Source organism: Flavobacterium sp. MAHUQ-57 (genome assembly GCF_051908335.1).
In the GTDB taxonomy this organism is placed as follows: Bacteria; Bacteroidota; Bacteroidia; order Flavobacteriales; family Flavobacteriaceae; genus Flavobacterium.
Window position 1 is genome coordinate 1,578,226 of the sequence record NZ_JBPZTE010000007.1, and the last position, 23,196, is coordinate 1,601,421.

Genomic DNA, 23,196 nt, shown 5'->3' on the forward strand with positions numbered 1-23,196 from the left:
AAAAAACTGTAAACATTGAACGGTACTATTAAAATTCTGCGTTTTGTGGTGTTCTTGGGAAAGGAATTACGTCACGGATATTACCCATACCTGTAACAAATAAAACCAAACGCTCAAAACCTAGTCCGAATCCAGAGTGAACTGCACTACCGAATCGGCGTGTGTCTAAGTACCACCATAATTCTTCTTCGTCAATACCTAATGCTTTCATTTTTTCAATTAATACATCAAGGCGTTCCTCTCTTTGTGAGCCACCAACGATCTCACCAATTCCAGGGAACAAGATGTCCATAGCGCGTACGGTTTCTTTTCCTGGTTCGGTATTGTCGTTCAGGCGCATGTAGAACGCTTTAATTTTAGCTGGGTAATCAAATAAAATTACTGGGCATTTGAAATGCTTTTCCACTAAGAATCGTTCGTGCTCACTTTGTAAATCGGCACCCCATTCTTCAATAAGGTATTGGAATTTTTTCTTTTTATTCGGTGTTGAGTCTTTTAGAATATCGATAGCTTCAGTATAAGAAACACGTTTGAAGTTGTTGTCTAATACGAAGTTTAATTTCTCTAACAAGCTCATTTCACTGCGTTCCGCTTGAGGTTTTTGTTTTTCCTCGTCTGCCAAACGACCTTCTAAGAATTTTAAGTCGTCTGCACAGTTCTCTACAGCGTATTTGATTACATATTTAATGAAATCTTCGGCTAAGTCCATGTTGTCTGCCAAATCATTGAAAGCAACTTCCGGTTCGATCATCCAGAATTCCGCCAAGTGGCGTGAAGTGTTGGAGTTTTCAGCACGGAATGTTGGTCCGAAGGTATATACCTGACCTAAAGCCATAGCATAGGTTTCAGCTTCTAACTGGCCTGATACGGTTAAGTTAGTTTCTTTTCCAAAGAAATCTTCTTTGAAGTTTACTTTTCCGTCTTCAGTTCGTGGCGTATTATCAAACGGTAATGCGCTAACTTTGAACATTTCCCCTGCACCTTCAGCATCCGAACCTGTTATGATTGGTGTGTTAACGTAAACAAACCCTTTTTGTTGGAAATACTGATGTACAGCAAACGATAATACGGAACGTACACGCATGATCGCGCCAAAAGCGTTGGTGCGAACGCGTAAGTGTGCATTTTCGCGTAAGAATTCCAATGAGTGTTTTTTGGGTTGCATCGGGAATTTTTCTGCGTCAGAATCTCCTAGGATTTCCAATTTTTTTACTTGGATTTCGTATTTCTGACCTGCGCCTTGGCTTTCTACAAGCTCACCGCTTACGCAAATTGCTGCACCGGTTGTAATTCTTTTTAGCGTGGTTTCTGGTGTGTTTTCAAAATCGACTACACACTGAATATTATGAATTGTTGAACCGTCATTCAACGCAATAAATTGATTATTTCTAAAAGTTCTTACCCATCCTTTAGCTGTTACTTCTTGTAATGTCTTCGTACTGTTTAGTAAGTCTTTAACTTTTGTATGTCTCATTTAAAATAGGAATTTAAAAAATTAGAATTCAGGAGGCTGAATCTAAAAAACAATTTCTTAATAATCAGCAAATATAGTGGATTTGTGTGAAAAGTGAAAGGTAGAAATGAAAGAGCTACAGATGTATTTTTATGCTCTTTTCTGATTTGGAATGCAAAACACTAAAAAATTGATTTTCAGATAGTTGTGATTTTTGTGTGTTTTTTTTGCATCCTAGTTTGGATTTAATTGATTATTTGTCAGCGAATTATGAAAAAACATAAAGAATATTGAATTGTTCTATTTTGAGTAAACTTTGCACTTTTGTTAAATAATGTTTAATAAATAAAAAATTATTATGAATTTTATTTAAAGTAAATGCGATTTTTCGTTACGTTATTGATAATTATTCATCGATTAACGTTTTTTTAACAAATAGAAAATATCTCTAGCGGAGTTTGGACTTTATCTTTGTAAAAAAAATATAAACGTCTACAAATGAAAAATTTAGCCCTAATTTTTACCTCAATGATAGTATTGCTATCATCATGTAGTCCTGAACCTGCGGATGACCAAAACATAGTTGAACCTACCTTTATGTCGGGAGATATTAACAATGTTGCTTATACCAATTTGAAGCCTCAAACGTATGTTGATGCCAATTCTTTTCAGACTGTTGTTGAAAATTACAAAAAGAATCCAACTTTAGATTATAATTATTTATTGCTTCAGGGTTCGGATATCACTCTAGCAGATACTCCATCGAGTAATTCGGTTGTAATCAATATCAGAATACCTCAGTCGAAATGGGCAGTAGGAACGTACTCAATTTATGATGAGACTACAACCGGAATTAACGGAACTGATATTGTTGCGGGTTTGGTTCACATTGGTGAAGGTAAGAAAACCAAGTCTGTTTCCGGAACTTTGACAATAACCGAATTTGATCTGGCTACTAAGATTGTAAAAGGGACATTTGCTTTTAGTTATATGGTTGAGAGCGGAAATGAATTAGTAGGACCATTTCAATTGAATAATGGAGTATTCAAGTATGAATTAGACGCCTCGTTTTTCAATTAATAGTTTTTAATATAGAAAAAAGCACCGATAGCATCGGTGTTTTTTTTGTTTCAATTTGTTTGGTTGTAATGTTGGTTTTTGTTCATCACGATAGTTTGGCTTCAATTGTTGTTTCTCGTTTTTTTTGAAATATAGTCGTGTCAAATATCTAGTTTAATCGTATTGTAAGAATATAATTTAGATAAAAAAGCACCAAAATATTTGGTGCTTTTTTATTATTTGAACAAGTATAGATTTTTTACTTCTCTTTCTTTTCTATTGCTTCGACTTCTTCGTCGCTAGGTTCGAGAATGTCTATGGTTGGTTTGATGAATTCTTGTTCGTTGGCTAAAGTTCTGTTTAGTGAAAGGACTAACGAAGGTAATAAAACCAGATTAGAAAGCATTCCGAAGAATAGCGTTAACGCAACTAATCCTCCAAGTGCGACTGTTCCTCCAAAGCTAGAGAGCATAAATACTGAGAATCCGAAAAACAGTACAATTGATGTATAGAACATGCTAATGCCGGCATCATCGAAAGTGGCGAATACCGATTTTTTTATCTTCCAGTCGTTACGCGATAATTCGAGACGGTATTGTGCTAAGAAACGGAGTGTGTCGTCTACAGACATTCCAAAAGCGATACCGAAAACCAAAATAGTAGAAGGTTTTAAAGGAATGTTCAAAAAGCCCATTAAACCGGCTGTCATTAATAGTGGTAATAGATTCGGTATGATTGATACCAGAACCATTTTAAAAGAACGGAACATGATGGCAACCAAAGCTGCGGTCAATCCAAAAGCCATAAGCAAAGAGGAAAGAAGATTGTCTAGCAAGTATTTAGTGCCTTTGTGGAATACCGATGGTTTTCCTGTGATGATTACTTCGTAACGAGGTGATGGGAATAGTTTGCTTGCCTTGGCGCGAATTTGCGCTTCGATTGCTTCCATTTTTTCGCCATTTTCGTCTTTGATGAAAGTCGTGATTCTAGCATATTGTCCAGTAGAATCGACGTAGCTTTTCATTAGGTTTTCCTTTGAATTCTGCGTTGCGTTTTTAGCATAAGATAAGATAAAAGCTTGTTCTTGTGCTGTTGGCAATTCGTAAAAATCAGGATTATTGTTGTAGTAAGCCTGTTTGGAATATTTTACCAAATTCACTACCGAAAGTGGTTTGGACAACTCAGGAATTTCCATGATGGTTTCTTCCAATTCTTCCATACGCTTCAGGGTTGATAATTTCATAACCCCTTTTTTACGTTTGGTGTCAATCATGATTTCTAAAGGCATTACGCCATCGAATTCTTTTTCGAAAAAACGGATGTCTTCGAAAAAGGCAGTCTTTTTGGGCATATCCTCAATGATGCTTCCGGATATTCTCATGCGGTGGATGCCGATCATTCCGATAATCAATAACGAAATAGCTACGATATACACGCCTACACGGTTGTATTTTACAGTATTGACAATCCATTTGAAAAATGAGGTTAGATATTCTCTTTCCAAGTGTCCTAAATGTCTTGGGATAGGTGCTGGGATATAGCTAAAGAAGATAGGGATAATGACCAAGCACAATAAATACAGCGTAATGATGTTCACTGATGTTACGACACCAAACTCTGTTAATAATACATTGTTGGTGGCTATAAAAGTAGCAAAACCTAATGCTGTTGTTAGGTTGGTCATTAGGGTTGCCGTTCCGGTTTTGGTAATTACACGTTGAAGTGCTTTGGCTTTGTTGGAATGCTTTTGGTATTCTTGATGGTATTTGTTGATCAGGAAAATACAATTTGGAATTCCGATTACGATTACCAAAGTAGGAACCAAGGCGGTTAAAACAGTTATCTCATAACCTAGTAATCCTAAAAGCCCAAAAGACCACATTACACCAATAATTACTATGATTAAAGAGATAATAGTGGCTCTTACCGATCGGAAAAAGAAAAAGAATATTAGTCCGGTTATAAGTAATGCGGCACCAATAAACAATCCGATTTCGTCAATGATTGTTTTGGCATTCAATGTTCGGATGTAAGGCATTCCAGAGACATGAAGCTCTATATTGGTCTTGTCTTTGAAATTTTTTATTTCAGGAATCAACGAGTTTAGAATGTATTCTTTTCTAGCTTTGGTGTTGACAATTTTCTTGTTGATGTAAATGGCCGAGCGAATGGCTCCTGATTTTTTGTTGAAAAGCAGTCCTTCGTAAAAGGGAAGGTTGTTGAGTAATTCTTTTCGAACTTCTTGTAAATAGTTCGGGTCATTGATTTTATTAGAGTCGACTAAATTAGTTAACTGAAACGATTTGAGTGTGTCGTTTTTGGTCAGTGTTTTAAGATTATCTACCGATATGATTAAATCTACTTCTTTATGGCTGTTGATGCTCTGCATTAATTCGTTCCAAGCTTTAAATACTTTTGGGGTAAATAAGTTGGGGTCTTTAGTAGCAATAACAATTAGGTTGCCTTCCTCGCCAAATTTGTCCAGAAATTTATCGTAGTCTACATTAACTTTGTCGTCTGCGGGGATTAGATTGGCTTCCGATTGGGTAAATCGAATCTTGTTCCACTGTGTAGCAAAAAGGAACGTGATCAAAAGAACACCAAGTAAAATAATAATTCTGTTTCTTAAAATGATTCGGGCAATTAGTTCCCAAAAACCTATGCTGAGTAATTTTTTCATATAACCAAAGTGGTTGACAAAGGTAAGTAAAACCTAAAGAATTAAGAAGTTGAAGTGGATTTTTTCCAATGCTATGAATATGCTTTTTAAATTATAATGAATATTTAATAGATTGTTTTTATTTCAATGGTTATTTTGCCATCTTTGTTGTCAATAGACTCGACTTGACACAACTATGAAAAAGTTAAAAAACGCCATCTTTTATTTTGTTTTCACTGGTGGATTCATTGCTCTAATGTATTGGATTGTAGGACAGGGGAAATCTCTTGAAATAGGACGTAAAGTGATTGCACCGACTTCCAGAAATACGGAATGGCATCAATTTTTAGAGTCGTTGATGCATAATGTGCATCATCCATTGGCTATTTTGCTGGCGCAAATTATTACCATTATTATTGTTGCTCGTTTCTTTGGCTGGATATTTAAAAAAATAGGCCAACCTTCTGTAATCGGTGAAATTATAGCAGGTATTTTTTTGGGGCCATCACTTATTGGTCTTTATTTTCCTGAGTTTTCACAGGCATTATTTCCGAAGGAATCTTTGGGGAATTTACAATTTCTAAGCCAAATAGGATTAATCTTGTTTATGTTCGTTATCGGAATGGAACTCGATTTGAAAGTGTTGAAAAATAAAGCGAACGACGCTGTTGTGATTAGTCATGCGAGTATTGTATTTCCTTTTGCATTGGGAATTAGTCTTGCTTATTTTATATACCATCAATTTGCGCCTGAAGGTGTTGAGTTTCTTTCGTTCAGTTTGTTTATGGGAATCGCGATGAGTATTACTGCTTTTCCGGTTTTAGCTCGAATTGTCCAGGAACGTGGAATTCATAAAACCCGATTAGGAACAATCGTTATCACCTGCGCAGCAGCCGATGATATTACAGCTTGGTGCTTACTGGCGGCTGTAATCGCCATCGTAAAGGCGGGAAGCTTTGTGAGTTCGCTTTATGTAATTGGCTTGGCTATTATTTATGTGGTGGCGATGCTTTTCTTGGTAAAACCGTTCTTGAAAAGAGTAGGGGATTTGTATTCGAACAATGGTAATTTGAGTAAGCCGGTTGTGGCGATATTCTTTCTGACGTTAATTATGTCCTCGTATGCTACTGAGATTATTGGGATTCATGCTTTGTTTGGTGCTTTTATGACGGGAGCAATAATGCCTGATATCTCGAAATTCAGAAATATATTTATCGAAAAAGTAGAAGACGTGGCGGTGATTTTATTGTTACCGTTGTTCTTTGTTTTTACGGGATTGCGTACCCAAATCGGGTTGATTAACGATCCGTATCTTATGAAAATAACAGGATTTATTATTCTAGTTGCTGTTGTTGGAAAATTTATAGGTAGTGCTTTGGCTGCTAAATTTGTGGGCCAAAACTGGAAAGAAAGTTTGACAATTGGTGCATTGATGAATACCCGTGGATTGATGGAGTTGGTGGTGTTGAATATCGGATACGATTTAGGTGTGTTAACTTCGGAGATCTTTACTATGATGGTTATAATGGCCTTAGTGACGACATTTATGACAGGTCCGGCTTTGGATTTGATCAATTGGATTTTTAGATCGGAAGAAGTAGTGCTGCCGGAAGAGGTTACCAGCGAAAATAATAAGTACAAAATTTTGATTTCCTTCGGGAATTACGAAAAGGGTAAATCGTTGTTGAAATTAGCCAATAGTATGGTGAAAAAGCAAAAAGAGGCTTCTACAATTACAGCGATGCACTTGTCGGTGAGTGATGAAATGCATGGGTATAATATTGAAGAGTATGAAGAAGAAACATTTGTACCTATCATCGAAGAATCGGTAGCATTGAATCAACCAATAAGTACTATTTTCAAAGCTACAACTGATATTGAAAATGATATTGCCGAAATTGCCTCCAAAGGGGATTATGATTTACTTTTAGTTGGTTTAGGGAAATCCATCTTCGAAGGATCTATCTTAGGTAAGGTTATCGGGTTTACCACAAGAATTATAAATCCGGATCGTTTGTTGGATAAACTGACTGGTAAAGAGGGTTTGTTTGCCAATTCGATATTTGATGAACGTACGCGTCAGATTATTGCCAAAAATAAAACGCCACTTGGTATTTTGGTGGATAATGATCTTCACAACGCAGATAAAGTTTTTGTGCCTTTCTTTACATCAGAAGACGCCTTTCTGGTGGATTATATACAGAAGTTTATATTCAATAATAATTCCAAGGTGAATGTTGTGGATGTGAAAAATCAGATAGAAAACACTTTTTTAATTAAAAGTGCTATCGATACTTTGGAGCAAAAACACCCTGATAATATTACGCTAGTACATGAAGAAAATGTATCAAAGCCATTTTTAATCAAACAAGATTTAATGGTGATTAGCTTGGACAGTTGGAAAAATTTAGTGGATTCGCAAAGTGAGTGGCTGGACAATTTGCCTTCGGTCTTAATTATTAAACCCTAAATTAATTTGAACACTTAGTTTTATGGCTAAGTTGTCTTCGAAGTTGGGGAGTTGATTTGGACCATAGCGGTAAAAAGCATTAAATCCAATTCCTTTAAAGATTTGATTCAATTCAAATCCGGATTCCATATATCCTTTTTCAAGTGTTTTGAAGGCGATATTCAAATGTTTTTCTTTGTTGTCTAATGTTCCTATTCCATATCGGCTTACGAGTGAGAAAACGGGTTTTACCTGCCGACTGATTTCTATTTTTGGAAATTGATGTTCCAGTTGGAAAAAAGCAAGCTTGTTAGAGAAAAATTCATTAAAATACATGGTTTCAAAACTATCACGCCCTGCAAAAGTAAGTCTTTGCAAAAGTCTTTCTTTGGTCAAATTGTTTGGTGAATGATTGTAAAGATGAGTTAGAGGAACATCACCAAAAGTATATTGGGCTTCGGCCAAGAAAAGCAATTTGTGGTTCGAATTGAATTTTTTCTGTAAATCGAATCGTACATCGATTTTTCCAAAATCAAAGTTATTTCTCCATAAACCTGGAATCGATTTCGAAAACTGAATAGTAAATTTAGGATATTTTTTTTCAATTTCAATCTTGCCATTCGGTGTTTGCATGTACTTGCTGAAAGGATTCCATTGTAGGGATGCGGTAAAAATTGTCGCTCGGAAATCGGTATAAAGTTGGTTGTTATTTTCGAACTGATAATTGAATTTAGGTTCGATATAACTTTGTGTAATCTGAAAGATACTTTCGGTTTTGGGTACGAATTTAGTTTCTATGAATGCTTTCCAGGTTTCATGGTTGTAGAACGTACTAATGTTGAAGGGTCTAGGGTCGTATATTTTGAATACTTTTTTGTCGATTTCAAAACCCGTATTAGCGATTTCGGAAACGTCGTCTTTGTAAGAAATGCCCAGCCATGTTTCAGTTTTTTTGTTGAGTTTAACAGAATTGGATAGCATTCCTTTGAAATAGCCATCCTTTGTTCCGTAAGCAGCATAGCCTTCCAATTTATAGTACTTCGATAGTTTTTCATTTGTAACGCCGCCTAAACCTATTCTAATGCCTTCGTAGTTGTTGTATTTGAATAGGTAACGTAAATCGAAATCAAAAAAGGAAACCGGGTAGTATCCTTTTATTATTTTTCGACCAATTCTAATTTTACGCTCAATTTTTTTAGCTTCTACTAAACTGTCTACTGAGACATAAGTCGGATTGCTGCGCAAATCAATAGTGTCGTTGAGATGGGCGTACCATAGATTTTCTTTTTTACCAATAGCTCTTTCACTGATTTCTACTGAAATTCCTTTGGTTTTCAATGGTTGAAGATGGTCAGTTTTAAGGCCGTAAAATTTGGTCTTGAAACGTATTTCAATAAAATCGGATGCGTTTTTTTTGTTTTCCGCAAGAAACAAAGGGTTGTTGCCTTCAAAAGTGATGGTTTCGCCTAATATTTTTACCGGATTTTTGCTTTTTCCTTTTTTGATGGTTAAGGATGATTTTAGCGGAAACCAATTATTAGTTTGAGTATCGAAAAAATAGTCATGAACCGAGTATACATTGATGATGCCTACCGATTGTAGTTGCATTTTGGCAATACTGAATTTTTCGGCATCAATGTATAGTTTTCCGGTAAGCATATTGTTTTTCTTTCCGGATTTGGGTTTGAAATTAATGGCGATGACTTTTCGATCGCTAAATTGGGTGAGTTCTTCGAAGGTATAGTCGTATTGCTTTAAGCCAGATCTTGAAATTGGACTGGCAAAATCCTTTTCAGCCAAAGTGAACTTGTTTTCATAGGGTGAAAACGGCTGAAGCTGTAATGCGAAATATTCGTATATGGGTTCTTGAAAACCAGCCATTTTGGTGGCTAAAACCTTTTCTTTGTTTTTGTTTTTTTCGTGGTAAAAACGTGAAAGTTTTTCGGTTTGGTAAAGGTGTTGTTTGCTAATTTTTCGTTTGAAATTATAATCGGAAGAGTCAAGTTCAACCAAGACTTTCTTTCCTCTTTTCGTTTTGAAAATAGAGTCAATTTTTCCTTCAACCTTTTCGGGATCGGCTGTAATAATAAGTTTGGTATACGCTAGTATTTCAAAATTATGGTTGTTTTGGTTGGTGGAAAGAATGCATTTTTTAATGATGTTCTCTGGGGAAATTTTACTTTCCTGAGCGAAAGAAATCTGGCAGGAAGCCAGCACAAGCAGTACCCAAAAAAATGTAGTATTCTTAACGCTCATTAAAAATGTGGGATTATAGAGCAAATATAACGGTATTTGCAGGAAATAACCTTTTGTATTTCAGATTATTTAACGTTTCGGGTTACTCTAGGACAAATGAGGTTTTGAGAACTAATTTTGATCTGTCGAAAACATTGACGAAGTAAGTGCCTTCTTCCAATTCGGAAACAGGTATTTCTTGTTCTATTTTTGTAGTCTTACTTTCGTATTTTACACTGCTATAAGCGCTATAGGTTAGGATGTCCTTACCGAATTTTTCTGTTTTTTTTGTGCCGATGACGTTGTTTTTCGTGTCTATGATTTGAATGTAAATGTCTTTTTTTGACGGTTTGGCAAATTCATTTTCAGCAATCATAAAACTAATTTTTAGAAGATCTACTCTTCTTGCTTTTTGAGTTTCTATATTTTTCCCCGAGCTTTTAACTTTTAAAGTAGCTGTTTGTAAGTTATAGTAATACAATTTGGAAGCAGAGGTTAGCTTGGTTTCCAGTTTTTTGTTGACCTTAACCAAGGTGTCAGCTTTTATTTTTTCTATTTTAAGTGCCGTTTTGGTGCTGTCTATTTTCTTTTTGTATTCTTCAATTTCGTTGGTCAACAACTGAATTCTTCCATCAATGTCATTGGCATTTTTTTGGTAAACAATGATGGTTTTTTCAGTAGCGTCTTTGTTTTTTAAGTCGGCGATAAGCTTCTTGACTTTTGCTTTTTCCGATTCCAATTTTTGGGAAAGCGAATGGTTGGAAGTCAAAGTTTGGTTGAGTACCGTTTCTGATTTTTCCAAATCCTTTAAAATCTCCATTTTTTGTTCTCTTAGGGAAATAACCATATTTCTCGTACGGTCAGATATTTTATAGATGTAAAAAAAACTGCCTAAGAGTGTAGTGGTTAACAGAATAATGATAATCTTGAAACTATTGTTGATTTGTTTCCTTGTTTTCTTTGACATGGTTTATGGTGATTTTACCGCTGTGCAATTTAGGTTATATTTTTTTGAATAGCTTCCATTTTTACTTTTTTATCCAGAAGATAATAGAGTGAAATCCCGATTAGTCCCACTACACCCATCAACAGCCAATTGGAAAAATAACTGAAAGATTTGATGACAGTAAGACCTATTTTTGGGCTCGTAATTTGCGCTACACTAAAACTCATAGTATATAAGGCCATGTATTTTCCTTCATGCCCTTTTAAGGCTCTGGTAAAGGCAAAAGTATTTGAAAAGGAAAACAAAAGAATTTGTCCCATGGTAATAAAGGTAATACTTATAGCCATAACCCCAATGGATTTTGAGATGAGTAGACAAAAAAAGCCTGTTGTCATGAAAATAGATCCGGCCAAAATAATTTTTGTTGCTTCGTATTTCATTTTTTCAAGATAACCAATGAGAGGCATCTCGAAAAGGAAAATCAATAAACCATTTAAGGATAAGAGCATTCCTATCTGAAACTCGCTTAGATTTAATTTCTGTGTATTGTAAAGCGGAATGGTTGTAAACAATTGGAAAAACAAAAAAGCAGTGATGAAACTAGCAAAAAGGAACAAGATGAAGTTACTGTCATACTTGTTGTTTTCTAAGATAATTTCTTTTTGCTTTTTGCTTCTTTGAATTTTCTTTCTCGCTTTGTATATTTTGCTTTCATCTATCAGTAACATAAAAGTGGAGATGGCGATAACACATGTCAGACCATCAATCCAAAAAAGCAGGTCGTAATTTCTATCTCGAATTAACAAACCGGCAATCATTGGACCGGACACGATTCCTAGATTAACGGCCAATCGAATTAAAGTCAATGCTCTAGTTCTGGTTTCGTCGGTTGTGAAATGAGAAACCGCAACATACATTGCTGGTTTGTACATATCAGCTATAGCAGTGATAACAAATAAACCGATACAGAGTTCTGTAAAATCGTATAGGAACATCAATGCGATGATGCCGAAGCCTGTGAGAAATAGACTTGATAGCATGATTGTGTAAAAGCCAATTTTGTCAGTCAATTTCCCGCTTAACCATGAGCCTGCTAATGATCCACCACCAATACAAGCAAGCATCCAGCCTATTTCTGTGATGTCGAAATAAAAATTTTCGCTGAGGTATTTGGTGAGAAACGGCATAACCATTGCTCCGGTTCGGTTGATATAAGTAATCAGCGTGAGTACCCAAACCTCTCTTGAGAACCCTTTGAAATTATCAAAGTATGAGTTTAAGTACTTTTTCATGCCGTAGGTTTTGTATTGCTCATGGCTTGGGGGAACCATGAGCAATGGTAGATTGTATTTAGTATATCTTTTTTACTTTTTTAGAACGATCGGCAATGTAAGATACCAACCATGCAATTTGTCCTTCTTTAGCAAAGTATAGTTTTTTGTCATTGATATCTGGAATGGCTTCTAAACAAACCAATAAGATATTGCTGGCAGAGATAAGGTATTTTTGAGAATACGTTTTCAATACTTTATCCACATTTTTATCTGTTTTTGCCAATTCTTCAAAACGTTTGAAATTGTTTTTCAATACAGCGTCGTAATTGATTACATCTTCTAATTTGAACTCGTTGAAGTGTTCTTTGGCTTCACCATTGGCAAGAGTATAGAAAGCCCATACGGCACCACCTGACATAAAGACTTTTTCTTTTTCCAAAGCAACTGGTTTAGAGCCATACATTGCGTTTACTTGTTCTCTTAAAGTAGGTAAGAATCCGAATGATTTGATGTTGAATTCTCCAATTTCGTCATTTCGTGTTTTTTTGATAACAGCCTCCGTTAGCGTTACGGTTCCGTAGTTTAAGCTTAATGGAAAGAAAACAAAATTATCACTGTTAAAAACATCTACATAGCCGCCTTTGGTATTTCCGCCTCCGATGTCCAATACCATCGATTTTTCATAATCAACTGGCGGGATACATCCTTTTAGTAACATTCGCCCTTCTGTTTGAGCGTCAATGAATTCTAAATCTTTGTTGGTGAGAAGTTTTACTTTGTCGACTAATTCTTGTGTGTTTTTAGCCATTGCAACTCCTGATGATCCTACAATAAAAATGTTGGAGTCGGGAACATTGATTTCATTTTTGAATTTTTTGTAATTTTCCAATACGACAGCTCCAGCTTTGTCGATGTCTTCTTTGGATAAATTACCGTCGATTGAAATTCCTTTCGCAATTCCAATATTTTCTGTCCAATAGGACTTGATGTTATAACTCCCTTTTTTGATGTTATACACGTCCAAAACCGACATTTTTATTCCTTTACTTCCAATTTCTATTCCTGCAAATAAGTTTTCTTGAGCGAATAGGTAGGTTTGGAAAACAAGTAAAAATACGGTTAATAGCTGTAATTTGGTCTTTTTCATTGGGTTTTCAGTTTATTATTGGTTCATTTGTAAGGCTATCAAAATTATTAAAATTTTGTTAATAATAGTAATTAATTTATACAACAACAAAAAAATCCGCAAAATGCGGATTTTTTAACATTGTATGTCGGAAGACACTTAAACTTTCATGATTTCAGCTTCTTTGATAGCTAAATGCTCGTCAATTTTTTTGATGAAAGCATCAGTTAACTTTTGAACGTTCTCTTCAGCAGTTTTACAAATATCTTCTGAAGTGCCGTCTTTTTCTAACTTTTTAATATCTGTATTAGCATCTTTACGAGCATTACGGATACCGATTTTAGCATCTTCTGCTTCTGATTTTGCTTGTTTAACTAAGTCTTTACGGCGCTCTTCTGTTAATGGTGGTACAGATATAATAATGTTGTCACCATTGTTCATTGGGTTGAAGCCAATGTTTGCAATCATGATCGCTTTTTCGATAGGTTGTAGCATGTTTTTTTCCCAAGGTGTTACCGTGATGGTTCTAGCATCGGGAATGTTAATGTTTGCTACTTGTGATAAAGGTGTTTGAGATCCGTAATAATCTACAAAAACACCACCTAACATCTGTGGTGACGCCTTTCCTGCGCGAATGTTTAAAAATTCTTTTTCTAAATGGGCAATTGAACCTTCCATAGATTCCTTTGTGCTGTCCAGTATAAAATTAATTTCTTCAGTCATTTTTTATAAGTTTATTGTTTCTGGTTTATTGTTTTTAGTTAATTCCTAACGAAGAACTATAAACTATAAACATTAAATATTAACTACTGTTCCTATGTTTTCGCCTTTGCAAATTTTAAGCAAATTGCCTTCTTTGTTCATGTCGAAAACCACGATTGGCAATTTGTTTTCTTGGCTTAATGTGAATGCTGTCGTATCCATTACGTTTAAGCCTTTTTTTAATACATCTTCGAATGAAATATAATCAAATTTTACGGCATCCGCATTTTTTTCAGGATCTGCATTGTAAACACCGTCAACACGTGTGCCTTTTAAAATAACATCTGCATCTACTTCGATACCTCTCAAAACAGCAGCGGTATCTGTAGTGAAGTAAGGATTTCCGGTTCCTGCACCAAAGATAACAATTCTACCTTTTTCCAAATGGCGAACTGCTCGGCGTTTGATGTAAGGTTCAGCAATAGCTTCAATTTTTAAAGCGGTTTGCAAACGTGTAAGCATTCCTTTTTCTTCCAATGCGCCTTGTAACGCCATTCCGTTGATTACAGTTGCAAGCATTCCCATATAATCACCTTGCACTCTGTCCATTCCGTTACTAGCTCCGGCTACACCCCTAAAGATGTTTCCACCTCCAATTACAATGGCAATTTCAACGCCTAAATCATGAATTTGTTTGATTTCGTCAGCATATTCGCCTAATCTTTTAGGATCAATTCCATATTGACGTTCACCCATAAGTGCTTCGCCACTTAGTTTCAAAAGTATTCTTTTGTATTTCATGATTGTTTATTTTGCCCTGCAAATATAGAGATAATCTGTGATTTTAGAAATACTGTTTTTAGGTACTTTTTTCTTCAGAATGTAAATATTTTTCAATTAGAAAATGTCCTAAGTATATCATTGGTGTCAATGCGATGGCTATAATTAATTTGAATGTATATCCAGAGAATGACATGTTGATGTAGTCTTTTGTTGTAACTTTTCCCGTAAGCCAAAATGCAATTCCAGATACGATGAAGCTATCTATTAGTTGTGAAACAATAGTTGAGCCGGTACTGCGTAACCAGATCATTTTTTTGCCGGTTTTATTTCTGAGCATCCAAAAAACAGAAACGTCAATCAATTGCGAAACTAAAAACGCGATAATACTTGCAATCATAATGAACAAACCCTGTCCGAACACGGCATAAAATTGGGAATCGTTCACGGTTTGGCCTGTTTCAAATGCTGGGATTTTAGTTCCAATGAATAAAAGTAGGATGCAGTAGGCAATTAGTCCAGCTGTGATAAAGGATAATTTTTTAACGCCATCTTTTCCGAAGTGTTCGTTGATTAAATCGGTAGTGAGAAAAACTACAGGCCATGGTAGTATGCCGATGCTCATTATAAATGGGCCAATTTGAATTAGTTTTCCTCCGATTAGTTCTGCAACGATTGCATTCGTAATGAAAATTCCGGTAAGAATGATAAAAACTATGTCTTTTTTGGTTTTGAACATATAGGAGGTTTTTATCAAAGATAGCAGATTTATGGAAATAAAAAAACCTCAGTCGAGGACTGAGGTTTTGTATGATTTTAAGATATTAATTATCCTAAAGTAACTCTTTTGAAACCTGTGATTTCAACATTGAATTCTTTAACGTAATCGCTTACTTTTTTACTGTCATCTTTGATGAAGTTTTGATCTAATAAAGCTTTCTCTTGATCTAAAGTAGTATTGTCAGAGATAAAACGTTGAATTTTTCCAGGAATAATTTTATCCCAAATTTGTTCTGGTTTGCCTTCAGCTTTTAATTCAGCTTTAGCATCTTCTTCAGCTTGTTTTAAAACTTCTTCAGTTAATTGAGAGTAAGAAATATATTTAGGAACATTTTTCAATGTTTTTCCTAAACGTTGTGCTTCTTCATTTTCTTTTTCAATTACAGCAATACGAGCAGCAAGTTCTGAATCAACAAAAGCAGGATCAAAATCTTTGTAAGATAAAGTATCAGCTCCCATAGAAGCAACTTGCATAGAGATGTCTTTAGTTAAAACATCAGCATTGGCAATTGGAGAAGAAATAGCTGTTAAAGCAGCAATTTTGTTTACGTGAACATAAGATCCAACGAAAGCACCTTCTAAAATTTCAAAACCACCGATTTCGATTTTTTCACCGATAACACCAGTTTGCTCGATTAGTTTTTCAGCAACAGTAATTCCGTTGAAGTCAGATGCTAAAAATTCTTCTTTAGAAGAAAAGTTGATAGCTCTTTCAACTAAATCTTTAGCTAAAGCTACGAAAGCTTCATTCTTTCCTACGAAGTCAGTCTCACAGTTTAAAGTGATGATAGCTCCTTTAGTGTTGTCTGCATTGATAAAAGAAACAGCAGCACCTTCAGAAGACTCACGGTCAGAACGGTTAGCAGCCACTTTTTGTCCTTTTTCTCTTAGAACTTGAATTGCTTTGTCGAAATCTCCATCAGCTTCAACTAAAGCTTTTTTACAGTCCATCATTCCGGCACCTGTAGTTTGTCTTAATTTATTTACGTCTGCAGCAGTAATTGTTGCCATAGTGTTTTAAATTTTTAAATTTTTTTAAAAGTAAAAAATTCCAATCTTCAAATTCCAAATTCCAATTTTAATAAATCGTCAAATTTGACAATTCGTTGGAACTTGGAATTGAGATTGGAATCTATTTTATTTATTCTTCTGAAGCTGCAGTTGGAGTTTCAACTTTTGCTTCTTCAGTAGCTTCTACTTCTTTATCTGAAGTTCTGTTTGATAAACCTTCAGTAATAGCAGCAGTAACTAATGATAATACTTTGTCAATTGATTTTGAAGCATCATCGTTCGCAGGGATTACATAGTCAACTTGACGTGGGTCAGAGTTTGTATCTACCATTGCGAAAACAGGAATGTTTAATTTTTGAGCTTCTTTTACTGCGATGTGTTCAGCTTTGATATCTACTACGAATAATGCAGCAGGTAATCTTGACATATCAGCGATAGAACCTAAGTTCTTCTCTAATTTTGCACGTAGACGCTCAATTTGTAATTTCTCTTTTTTAGAAAGAGTATCAAATGTACCGTCTTTCTTCATTCTGTCGATTGAAGCCATTTTTTTAACAGCTTTACGGATAGTAACGAAGTTGGTTAACATACCACCTGGCCATCTTTCAGTGATGTAAGGCATGTTTGCAGCCGCTGCTTTTTCAGCAACGATGTCTTTAGCTTGTTTTTTGGTAGCTACGAAAAGTACTTTTCTACCAGATGCAGCGATTTTTTTCAAAGCTTCGTTAGCTTCTTCAATTTTAGCTGCAGTTTTATATAGATTGATAATGTGGATACCATTACGCTCCATATAGATGTAAGGAGCCATGTTTGGGTCCCATTTTCTAGTCATGTGTCCGAAATGAACACCTGCTTCTAGTAAGTCTTTAACTTCTACTTTATTTGCCATTTTGTAATAGTTTACGTTCTGTTGAATTAGCAATGGTTGAGTAGCGATTGTCTCGGTCTGAACCATTTAGATGCTAAACTAGTCTCCGGCCTCAGCGCGGAAAAGCAACAATAACTTAGTTTTAATAAATAATAATAAATATTAACGTTTAGAGAATTGGAATCTCTTACGAGCTTTCTTCTGACCGAATTTCTTACGCTCAACCATACGAGGGTCACGTGTTAATAATCCTTCTGGTTTTAAGATTGCTCTGTTTCCTTCTCCAACTTCGCACATTGCTCTTGCAATAGCCATACGTACAGCTTCTGCTTGACCAGTTGTACCACCTCCATAAACATTGATTTTTACATCATAGTTAGAAGCGTTTTCAGTCATAGCAAGAGGTTGCATTACTTTGTACTGTAAAGTTGCAGTAGGGAAGTAAGCATTAAATGCTTTTTTGTTTACAGTGATGTTTCCTGTACCTTCTGATACGTAAACACGTGCCACGGCACATTTTCTTCTACCGATTTTGTGAATAACTGCCATTACTTAAGATCGTTTAAATTAACGGTTTTAGGTGTTTGAGCAGCATGTTTGTGCTCTGGACCTACATTTACATTCAAATTACGGAATAATTGAGCACCTAATTTGTTTTTAGGTAACATTCCTTTTACAGCTTTTTCTACTAATAATGCAGGGTTTTTTTGTTGCATTACTTTAGCTGTTAAAAATCTTTGACCTCCTGGGTAACCTGTGTGACGAACGTAAGTTTTGTCATCTAATTTGTTTCCAGTTAGGTTGATTTTCTCTGCGTTGATAACAATTACGTTATCTCCACAGTCCACGTGCGGTGTATAACTTGGTTTGTACTTACCTCTTAAAAGCATCGCAACTTTTGAAGCAAGACGACCTAAGTTATGACCTTCAGCATCAACAACAATCCACTGTTTATCTGCAGTAGCTTTGTTTGCCGAAATTGTCTTGTAGCTTAATGTGTTCACAATAATTACTTTTTAATTAAACATTCCATTCCCAATTAAGGGAGTGCAAAAGTACAATTATTTATTTATAAAGCAAATAGCATTTTAAAAATTCTTTCTTCCTTGCTTTTCAATCGGTTAGGTGTTTTGGATTATTTTGAATAAACTGCCTTGCTTTTCAATAGGTTTTATTAATGAGGCAATAATGATTAATTTGTTACTTTTACATCATATATATGTAGTCTATGAAGCCAAAAGCGACCTTAAAAGAAATAGCAAAAGACTTAGGAGTTTCAGTATCAACAGTATCAAAGGCACTAAGTGACAGCCCGGAAATTAGCGAAGCTTCAAAAATACGCATCAAAGAATATGCGGCCATCCGTAATTACAAACCGAACAGCATGGCGCAAAACTTAAAAAGACAGCGTACCAATACAATAGGTGTAATTATCCCGAATATTTTGAATCCTTTTTTTGCGAAGGTTTTTAGTGGTATTGAAAAGTATGCCAATACTAAAGGGTATAATGTGATTACTTATATATCGAATGAATCTTTTGCCAAAGAGCAACAGGCAATTGATTTGTTGAGTAACGGTACGGTGGACGGTTTTATCTTGTCGATTGCCGAAGAAACTCAAAAGAAAAATGAGATTTCCCATTTCAAGGAAGTGATTAAAGAAGGTGTGCCTATTGTGATGTTTGACCGTATCTCGGATATAGTGGATTGTGACAAAGTGGTGGTGGACGATTATGATTCGGCGGTACATGCCACACAGCATTTGATTACCACCGGTTGCCGACGTATTGCTTTATTAACTTGTGAAGCCAATCTGAGTGTATCGCAATTGCGTATCAATGGGTATTTGGATACGTTAAAATCAAATGATATTGCCAGAGATGAAGATTTAATCATAGCGGTAAATTCTGTAAAAGAATACGATGAAAAGCTGGCTAACTTAATTGATACTATTAAAGTGGACGGCATCTTTGCGTTGGATGAACATGCTTCGACTTTAGCCATGAAATTGGCCGTGAAGAAAGGAATCAAAATACCGGATGAATTATCAATGGTTGGTTTTGCCGATGGTGCATGGTCGAGAAGGTTAACACCAAGCTTAGCGACTATCAGTCAGCACGGACCACAGATTGGTGCCGAAGCCGCTAAACTCCTCATTGACCGTATTGAGAAAAAAGCGGAGAAAAATGTTTATAAAACGACTATAATAAAAACTGAGTTGCGTTACCGTGATTCGGTTAGGAAGCCTAAGCTATAATTTTCCTAAAAAAAGTATAAAGATTGTAATTAGAAAAATTACAATCACAAACGGCCTATATGTGCGTTGGAATTCTGCTTTTCTTGTTAACCCGTCCTCTTCCAATCCCCAAGAAAAAAGAAAAGTGAATACTTCGCTCCATTCTATAAAACCTTCAAGAAAATTTAATGAGAAGAAACAGAAAGGTTCGTTTGCAATGCTGCGCCTTTCATTTCTTTCCATTTTTTTGAGACTACGTCTTCTTCTTTTTATTTTATCAGGATCTACTTCTCTTAACTTTAATTCTTCTTGAGCCAATTGAAAAGCTGCTTTGTTCCATTTTTCAGGATAAGCAGCTATTTCTATTAAATCTCTTGTTGTTCTCGATTTTATGGGAGGTTTGAAGTTGTCTTCCGGTTCCATGATTTGTTTGTGAATAAATATCAATGTGCTTCAAGCCAATCTCTTCCCAGTCCAACTTCCACTTCTAACGGTACAGCCATTTTGAAGGCGTTTTCCATTTCGTGTTTGATCATGGGTTGGATTTTCTCCAGTTCGGAATTGTGAACATCAAACACCAATTCATCATGTACCTGTAGCAACATCTTTGACTGCCAGTTTTCTTCTTTCAGTTTTTTATGGATGTTAATCATAGCGATTTTGATGATATCGGCGGCACTTCCCTGAATAGGAGCATTCACGGCATTACGTTCAGCGCCACCACGGACAATGGCATTGGCGGAATTGATATCTTTCAAATAACGTCTTCTTCCGGAAATGGTTTCCACATAACCGTTCTCTCTGGCGAAATCCACTTGGTTGGCCATGTAGGATTTTAGCTTCGGATAGGTTTTGTAATAGGCATCGATCAAGTCGGCGCTTTCTTTGCGGGATAAATTCGTTTGGTTGGATAATCCGAAAGCGGAAACCCCGTATATGATTCCGAAGTTTACAGTTTTGGCATTGCTACGTTGTTCTTTGGTAACTTCTTCCAAAGCTACGTTGAACACTTTGGCAGCTGTACTGCGGTGAATATCTTCGTTATTTTGGAAAGCTGCAATCATGTTCTCTTCTCCAGAAAGTGCCGCAATAATGCGCAATTCAATTTGCGAGTAATCGGCAGAAAGCAGGGTGTAGTTTTCATCTCGGGCGATAAAAGCCTTTCTGATTTGACGACCTCTTTCGGTACGGATTGGAATATTCTGTAAGTTCGGGTTGTTGGAACTCAAACGACCTGTAGCGGCAACCGTTTGCATATAGTCGGTGTGTACGCGTTGGGTTTTTTTATCTACCTGTGTTGGTAAGGCATCTACATATGTACTTTTTAATTTTACCAGTTGACGCCACTCCAGGATATCACGAACAATTTCATGGTCATTGGCTAGATAGGATAGTATCTCTTCACCAGTGGCATATTGACCTGTTTTGGTTTTCTTTTGTTTGGCACCACCAATTTTTAATTTGTCAAATAGAATATCACCCAATTGTTTTGGAGAAGCCAGGTTGAATTTCTCCCCAGCTGTTTCGTATATTTTCTCTTCAAAAATGGCAATTTCTTTTTCCATGTCAATCGCCATGTTTTTTAGGAAGTTTTCGTCTAGGTTGATTCCTTCGCGTTCCATGTCGGCCAAAACCTTTACCAATGGAATTTCAATTTCGTCGAATAATTTTTTAGTACCTACCTTTTCTAGAATAGGCTGGAAATGTTCTTTCAGTTGTAAAGTCACATCGGCATCTTCGGTAGCGTATTCTTTGATGTCTTCTAAAGCGACATCACGCATGGATAATTGGTTCTTTCCTTTCTTGCCAATTAATGTTTCGATAGACTTGGGTGCGTATTTCAGATAGGTTTCCGATAATACATCCATGTTGTGACGCATATCCGGATTGATCAGGTAATGTGCAATCATGGTATCGAATAGATTTCCTTTGACTTCAATGCCGTAATTCGCTAAAACCTTCAAGTCGTATTTCATGTTCTGACCGATTTTTTCTATGGCTTCGTTTTCGAAGAACGGTCGGAACTTTTCAACTAAAGCTTTTGCTTCTTCTTGGTTTTCGGGACAAGGTACATAGAAACCTTTTCCTTTTTCGTAAGAGAAAGACATACCAACCAATTCGGCATTTAAGGCATCAATTCCTGTAGTTTCAGTATCAAAACATACAGAAGGTTGATTCGTTAAGTTTTGAATTAATAATTTGATAGGTAAATCACCTTGAACGATTTGGTACAAATGCGGCGTATTCTCTAAAGTAGCATAAGCAGAGTGGGAAACAGGAGCGTCGGAGTCTTCATCTGAAAAACCGAACAAGTCGAATTGGTTTTCGTTTTTAGGAGCTGTTTTTTTAGCGGGTTTAGAAGAGTCTCCATTACCGTTGGTGTCAATTTCGTCGTATTCTTTACCGGAACCAAACAATTTGTCGAACTGTGCTTTGAGTTGACGGAATTCCAGTTCTTGAAAGATAGCATCTGTTTTCTCAACATCCGGTTTGGATAATTCATAGTCTTCAGCATCAAAAGTAACCGGGCAATCCAGTAGGATAGTGGCTAATTTCTTAGATAAAATACCTTGTTCTTTGTTGGCTTCAATTTTATCTTTGATCGCACCTTTCAATTGGTGTGTATTGGCTAATAAATTTTCGATAGAACCGTATTCGGCGATGAATTTTTTAGCTGTTTTTTCCCCAACACCAGGTAATCCGGGAATGTTGTCTACGGCATCGCCCATCATAGCCAAGAAATCGATTACTTGCAACGGATCTTGTACTTCAAACTTTGCTTTTACTTCTTCTACACCCCAGATTTCAATATCGTTCCCTAAACGGGCAGGGCGGTACATAAAGATGTTTTCGGAAACCAATTGGCCGAAATCCTTATCGGGAGTTACCATGAACACTTGATAGCCTTCTTTTTCTGCTTGTTTGGATAATGTTCCGATTAAGTCATCGGCTTCGAAGCCGGCTTTTTCGATAATGGGAATATGCATGGCTCTAAGCAATTCCTGAATATAGGGAACAGCAATTTTGATGGCTTCGGGAGTTTCATCACGGTTAGCTTTGTATTCGGTATACATTTCAAGTCGGTAATCGCTTCCGCCTTTGTCAAATGCTACCGCTAGGTGATTGGGTTTTTCTCTTCGGATAATATCAATTAGAGAGTTCATGAAACCCAGGATAGCCGAGGTGTCCATTCCTTTGGAATTGATACGAGGGTTTTTAATAAAAGCGTAATAACCTCTGAAGATTAAGGCGTATGCATCAAGTAAGAATAGGCGTTTTTGATCTGACATGATTGTTATTTTGTAAGCATTCAAAAGTACAAAACTTTTATTAAGTTGGATAGGGTTTGCCGTTTGTAGTTTATGGCTACTTGTTTGTCCTGTTTGAATGTTGATTGTTTGAAAATTATTCGGTAAAGAAGCTCAACTTAGGGAAGATTAAAAATCAAATGGTCTAACCTTTGAGCAACACTTTGCAGTACTACAACAGTGCTAGATCTATCTGTTTTTTAAAAAAAGTAGAGCAGTTTGGTGTTGGTTGTGTGTAGGATGTGTCAAGAATGGTGTTGTGGTTTTCCATTGTTTTGTTTTTCAATAGTTAAATTTTGATTAACAAAGA

General features: G+C 36.0%; 18 protein-coding genes. 3 read left to right on the forward strand and 15 right to left on the reverse strand.

What is annotated here, in order from left to right:
* Positions 1-28: 28 nt before the first annotated feature.
* A complete protein-coding gene (asnS, locus tag ACS8MM_RS15110) occupies positions 29-1,474 on the reverse strand; it encodes an asparagine--tRNA ligase (protein ID WP_379718469.1) in 1,446 nt (481 codons plus the stop codon).
* A 477-nt stretch (positions 1,475-1,951) separates the two neighbouring features.
* On the opposite strand from asnS, the gene ACS8MM_RS15115 reads away from it, so the two are divergent.
* Positions 1,952-2,533: a hypothetical protein gene (locus ACS8MM_RS15115; RefSeq protein WP_379718471.1), complete on the forward strand. Its 582-nt coding sequence runs from the start codon at positions 1,952-1,954 to the stop codon at positions 2,531-2,533.
* 238 nt (positions 2,534-2,771) lie between these two features.
* On the opposite strand, the gene ACS8MM_RS15120 is transcribed toward ACS8MM_RS15115, so the two are convergent.
* Positions 2,772-5,192: an efflux RND transporter permease subunit gene (locus ACS8MM_RS15120; RefSeq protein ID WP_379718474.1), complete on the reverse strand. Its 2,421-nt coding sequence runs from the start codon at positions 5,190-5,192 to the stop codon at positions 2,772-2,774.
* A gap of 175 nt (positions 5,193-5,367) precedes the next feature.
* On the opposite strand from ACS8MM_RS15120, the gene ACS8MM_RS15125 reads away from it, so the two are divergent.
* Positions 5,368-7,641, forward strand: a complete 2,274-nt coding sequence (locus ACS8MM_RS15125; protein ID WP_379718478.1) for a cation:proton antiporter — start codon at positions 5,368-5,370, stop codon at positions 7,639-7,641.
* On the opposite strand, the gene ACS8MM_RS15130 is transcribed toward ACS8MM_RS15125, so the two are convergent.
* The 11 genes from ACS8MM_RS15130 to rplM all read right to left on the reverse strand — a co-directional run bounded on the left by ACS8MM_RS15130 (position 7,624) and on the right by rplM (position 18,346).
* Positions 7,624-9,876, reverse strand: coding sequence for a DUF5686 family protein (locus ACS8MM_RS15130; protein WP_379718481.1), 2,253 nt, complete (start codon positions 9,874-9,876; stop codon positions 7,624-7,626). The two genes, ACS8MM_RS15125 and ACS8MM_RS15130, sit on opposite strands and share 18 nt — an antisense overlap.
* A gap of 82 nt (positions 9,877-9,958) precedes the next feature.
* The gene (locus ACS8MM_RS15135) at positions 9,959-10,822 is read right to left on the reverse strand and encodes a hypothetical protein (protein WP_379718484.1); all 864 of its coding nucleotides are present in this window, start codon (positions 10,820-10,822) and stop codon (positions 9,959-9,961) included.
* Between the two features lie 29 nt (positions 10,823-10,851).
* The gene (locus ACS8MM_RS15140) at positions 10,852-12,093 is read right to left on the reverse strand and encodes an MDR family MFS transporter (RefSeq protein WP_379718487.1); all 1,242 of its coding nucleotides are present in this window, start codon (positions 12,091-12,093) and stop codon (positions 10,852-10,854) included.
* A 58-nt stretch (positions 12,094-12,151) separates the two neighbouring features.
* Positions 12,152-13,222, reverse strand: coding sequence for a Ppx/GppA phosphatase family protein (locus tag ACS8MM_RS15145; protein ID WP_379718490.1), 1,071 nt, complete (start codon positions 13,220-13,222; stop codon positions 12,152-12,154).
* 138 nt (positions 13,223-13,360) lie between these two features.
* Positions 13,361-13,924 (reverse strand): ribosome recycling factor, encoded by a 564-nt coding sequence (gene frr / locus ACS8MM_RS15150; protein WP_379718493.1) that lies wholly within the window; start codon positions 13,922-13,924, stop codon positions 13,361-13,363.
* Between the two features lie 72 nt (positions 13,925-13,996).
* Positions 13,997-14,704, reverse strand: coding sequence for a UMP kinase (gene pyrH, locus ACS8MM_RS15155; RefSeq protein ID WP_379718496.1), 708 nt, complete (start codon positions 14,702-14,704; stop codon positions 13,997-13,999).
* Between the two features lie 58 nt (positions 14,705-14,762).
* The gene (locus tag ACS8MM_RS15160) at positions 14,763-15,422 is read right to left on the reverse strand and encodes a queuosine precursor transporter (protein ID WP_379718499.1); all 660 of its coding nucleotides are present in this window, start codon (positions 15,420-15,422) and stop codon (positions 14,763-14,765) included.
* An 89-nt stretch (positions 15,423-15,511) separates the two neighbouring features.
* Positions 15,512-16,474 (reverse strand): translation elongation factor Ts, encoded by a 963-nt coding sequence (gene tsf / locus ACS8MM_RS15165; RefSeq protein ID WP_379718502.1) that lies wholly within the window; start codon positions 16,472-16,474, stop codon positions 15,512-15,514.
* Between the two features lie 130 nt (positions 16,475-16,604).
* The gene (rpsB, locus tag ACS8MM_RS15170) at positions 16,605-17,363 is read right to left on the reverse strand and encodes a 30S ribosomal protein S2 (RefSeq protein ID WP_379718505.1); all 759 of its coding nucleotides are present in this window, start codon (positions 17,361-17,363) and stop codon (positions 16,605-16,607) included.
* Positions 17,364-17,504: 141 nt separating this feature from the next.
* Complete coding sequence (gene rpsI / locus ACS8MM_RS15175) at positions 17,505-17,891, reverse strand: 30S ribosomal protein S9 (RefSeq protein ID WP_379718508.1); 387 nt, start codon at positions 17,889-17,891, stop codon at positions 17,505-17,507.
* The gene (gene rplM, locus ACS8MM_RS15180) at positions 17,891-18,346 is read right to left on the reverse strand and encodes a 50S ribosomal protein L13 (RefSeq protein ID WP_136667823.1); all 456 of its coding nucleotides are present in this window, start codon (positions 18,344-18,346) and stop codon (positions 17,891-17,893) included. The genes rpsI and rplM overlap by 1 nt, the downstream gene beginning before the upstream one ends.
* Positions 18,347-18,570: 224 nt before the next feature.
* Here rplM and ACS8MM_RS15185 point away from each other — a divergent pair, with 224 nt between their 5' ends.
* Positions 18,571-19,599 (forward strand): LacI family DNA-binding transcriptional regulator, encoded by a 1,029-nt coding sequence (locus ACS8MM_RS15185; RefSeq protein ID WP_379718513.1) that lies wholly within the window; start codon positions 18,571-18,573, stop codon positions 19,597-19,599.
* Here the strand turns inward: ACS8MM_RS15185 and ACS8MM_RS15190 are convergent.
* Positions 19,594-20,001, reverse strand: coding sequence for a hypothetical protein (locus tag ACS8MM_RS15190; protein ID WP_379718516.1), 408 nt, complete (start codon positions 19,999-20,001; stop codon positions 19,594-19,596). The genes ACS8MM_RS15185 and ACS8MM_RS15190 overlap by 6 nt on opposite strands.
* Before the next feature lie 20 nt (positions 20,002-20,021).
* Positions 20,022-22,868, reverse strand: a complete 2,847-nt coding sequence (gene polA, locus ACS8MM_RS15195) for a DNA polymerase I (RefSeq protein WP_379718519.1) — start codon at positions 22,866-22,868, stop codon at positions 20,022-20,024.
* Positions 22,869-23,196 lie beyond the last annotated feature (328 nt).

Excerpts from the sequence above, each read along its gene's own strand:
- ACS8MM_RS15190 (WP_379718516.1), bottom strand. The coding sequence starts at position 20,001 with ATGGAACCGGAAGACAACTTCAAACCTCCCATAAAATCGAGAACAACA.
- ACS8MM_RS15160 (WP_379718499.1), bottom strand. The coding sequence starts at position 15,422 with ATGTTCAAAACCAAAAAAGACATAGTTTTTATCATTCTTACCGGAATT.
- ACS8MM_RS15125 (WP_379718478.1), top strand. The coding sequence starts at position 5,368 with ATGAAAAAGTTAAAAAACGCCATCTTTTATTTTGTTTTCACTGGTGGA.
- ACS8MM_RS15135 (WP_379718484.1), bottom strand. The coding sequence starts at position 10,822 with ATGTCAAAGAAAACAAGGAAACAAATCAACAATAGTTTCAAGATTATC.
- ACS8MM_RS15130 (WP_379718481.1), bottom strand. The coding sequence starts at position 9,876 with ATGAGCGTTAAGAATACTACATTTTTTTGGGTACTGCTTGTGCTGGCT.
- ACS8MM_RS15185 (WP_379718513.1), top strand. The coding sequence starts at position 18,571 with ATGAAGCCAAAAGCGACCTTAAAAGAAATAGCAAAAGACTTAGGAGTT.
- ACS8MM_RS15120 (WP_379718474.1), bottom strand. The coding sequence starts at position 5,192 with ATGAAAAAATTACTCAGCATAGGTTTTTGGGAACTAATTGCCCGAATC.
- asnS (WP_379718469.1), bottom strand. The coding sequence starts at position 1,474 with ATGAGACATACAAAAGTTAAAGACTTACTAAACAGTACGAAGACATTA.
- polA (WP_379718519.1), bottom strand. The coding sequence starts at position 22,868 with ATGTCAGATCAAAAACGCCTATTCTTACTTGATGCATACGCCTTAATC.
- ACS8MM_RS15140 (WP_379718487.1), bottom strand. The coding sequence starts at position 12,093 with ATGAAAAAGTACTTAAACTCATACTTTGATAATTTCAAAGGGTTCTCA.
- frr (WP_379718493.1), bottom strand. The coding sequence starts at position 13,924 with ATGACTGAAGAAATTAATTTTATACTGGACAGCACAAAGGAATCTATG.
- pyrH (WP_379718496.1), bottom strand. The coding sequence starts at position 14,704 with ATGAAATACAAAAGAATACTTTTGAAACTAAGTGGCGAAGCACTTATG.
- tsf (WP_379718502.1), bottom strand. The coding sequence starts at position 16,474 with ATGGCAACAATTACTGCTGCAGACGTAAATAAATTAAGACAAACTACA.
- rpsI (WP_379718508.1), bottom strand. The coding sequence starts at position 17,891 with ATGGCAGTTATTCACAAAATCGGTAGAAGAAAATGTGCCGTGGCACGT.
- ACS8MM_RS15145 (WP_379718490.1), bottom strand. The coding sequence starts at position 13,222 with ATGAAAAAGACCAAATTACAGCTATTAACCGTATTTTTACTTGTTTTC.
- ACS8MM_RS15115 (WP_379718471.1), top strand. The coding sequence starts at position 1,952 with ATGAAAAATTTAGCCCTAATTTTTACCTCAATGATAGTATTGCTATCA.
- rpsB (WP_379718505.1), bottom strand. The coding sequence starts at position 17,363 with ATGGCAAATAAAGTAGAAGTTAAAGACTTACTAGAAGCAGGTGTTCAT.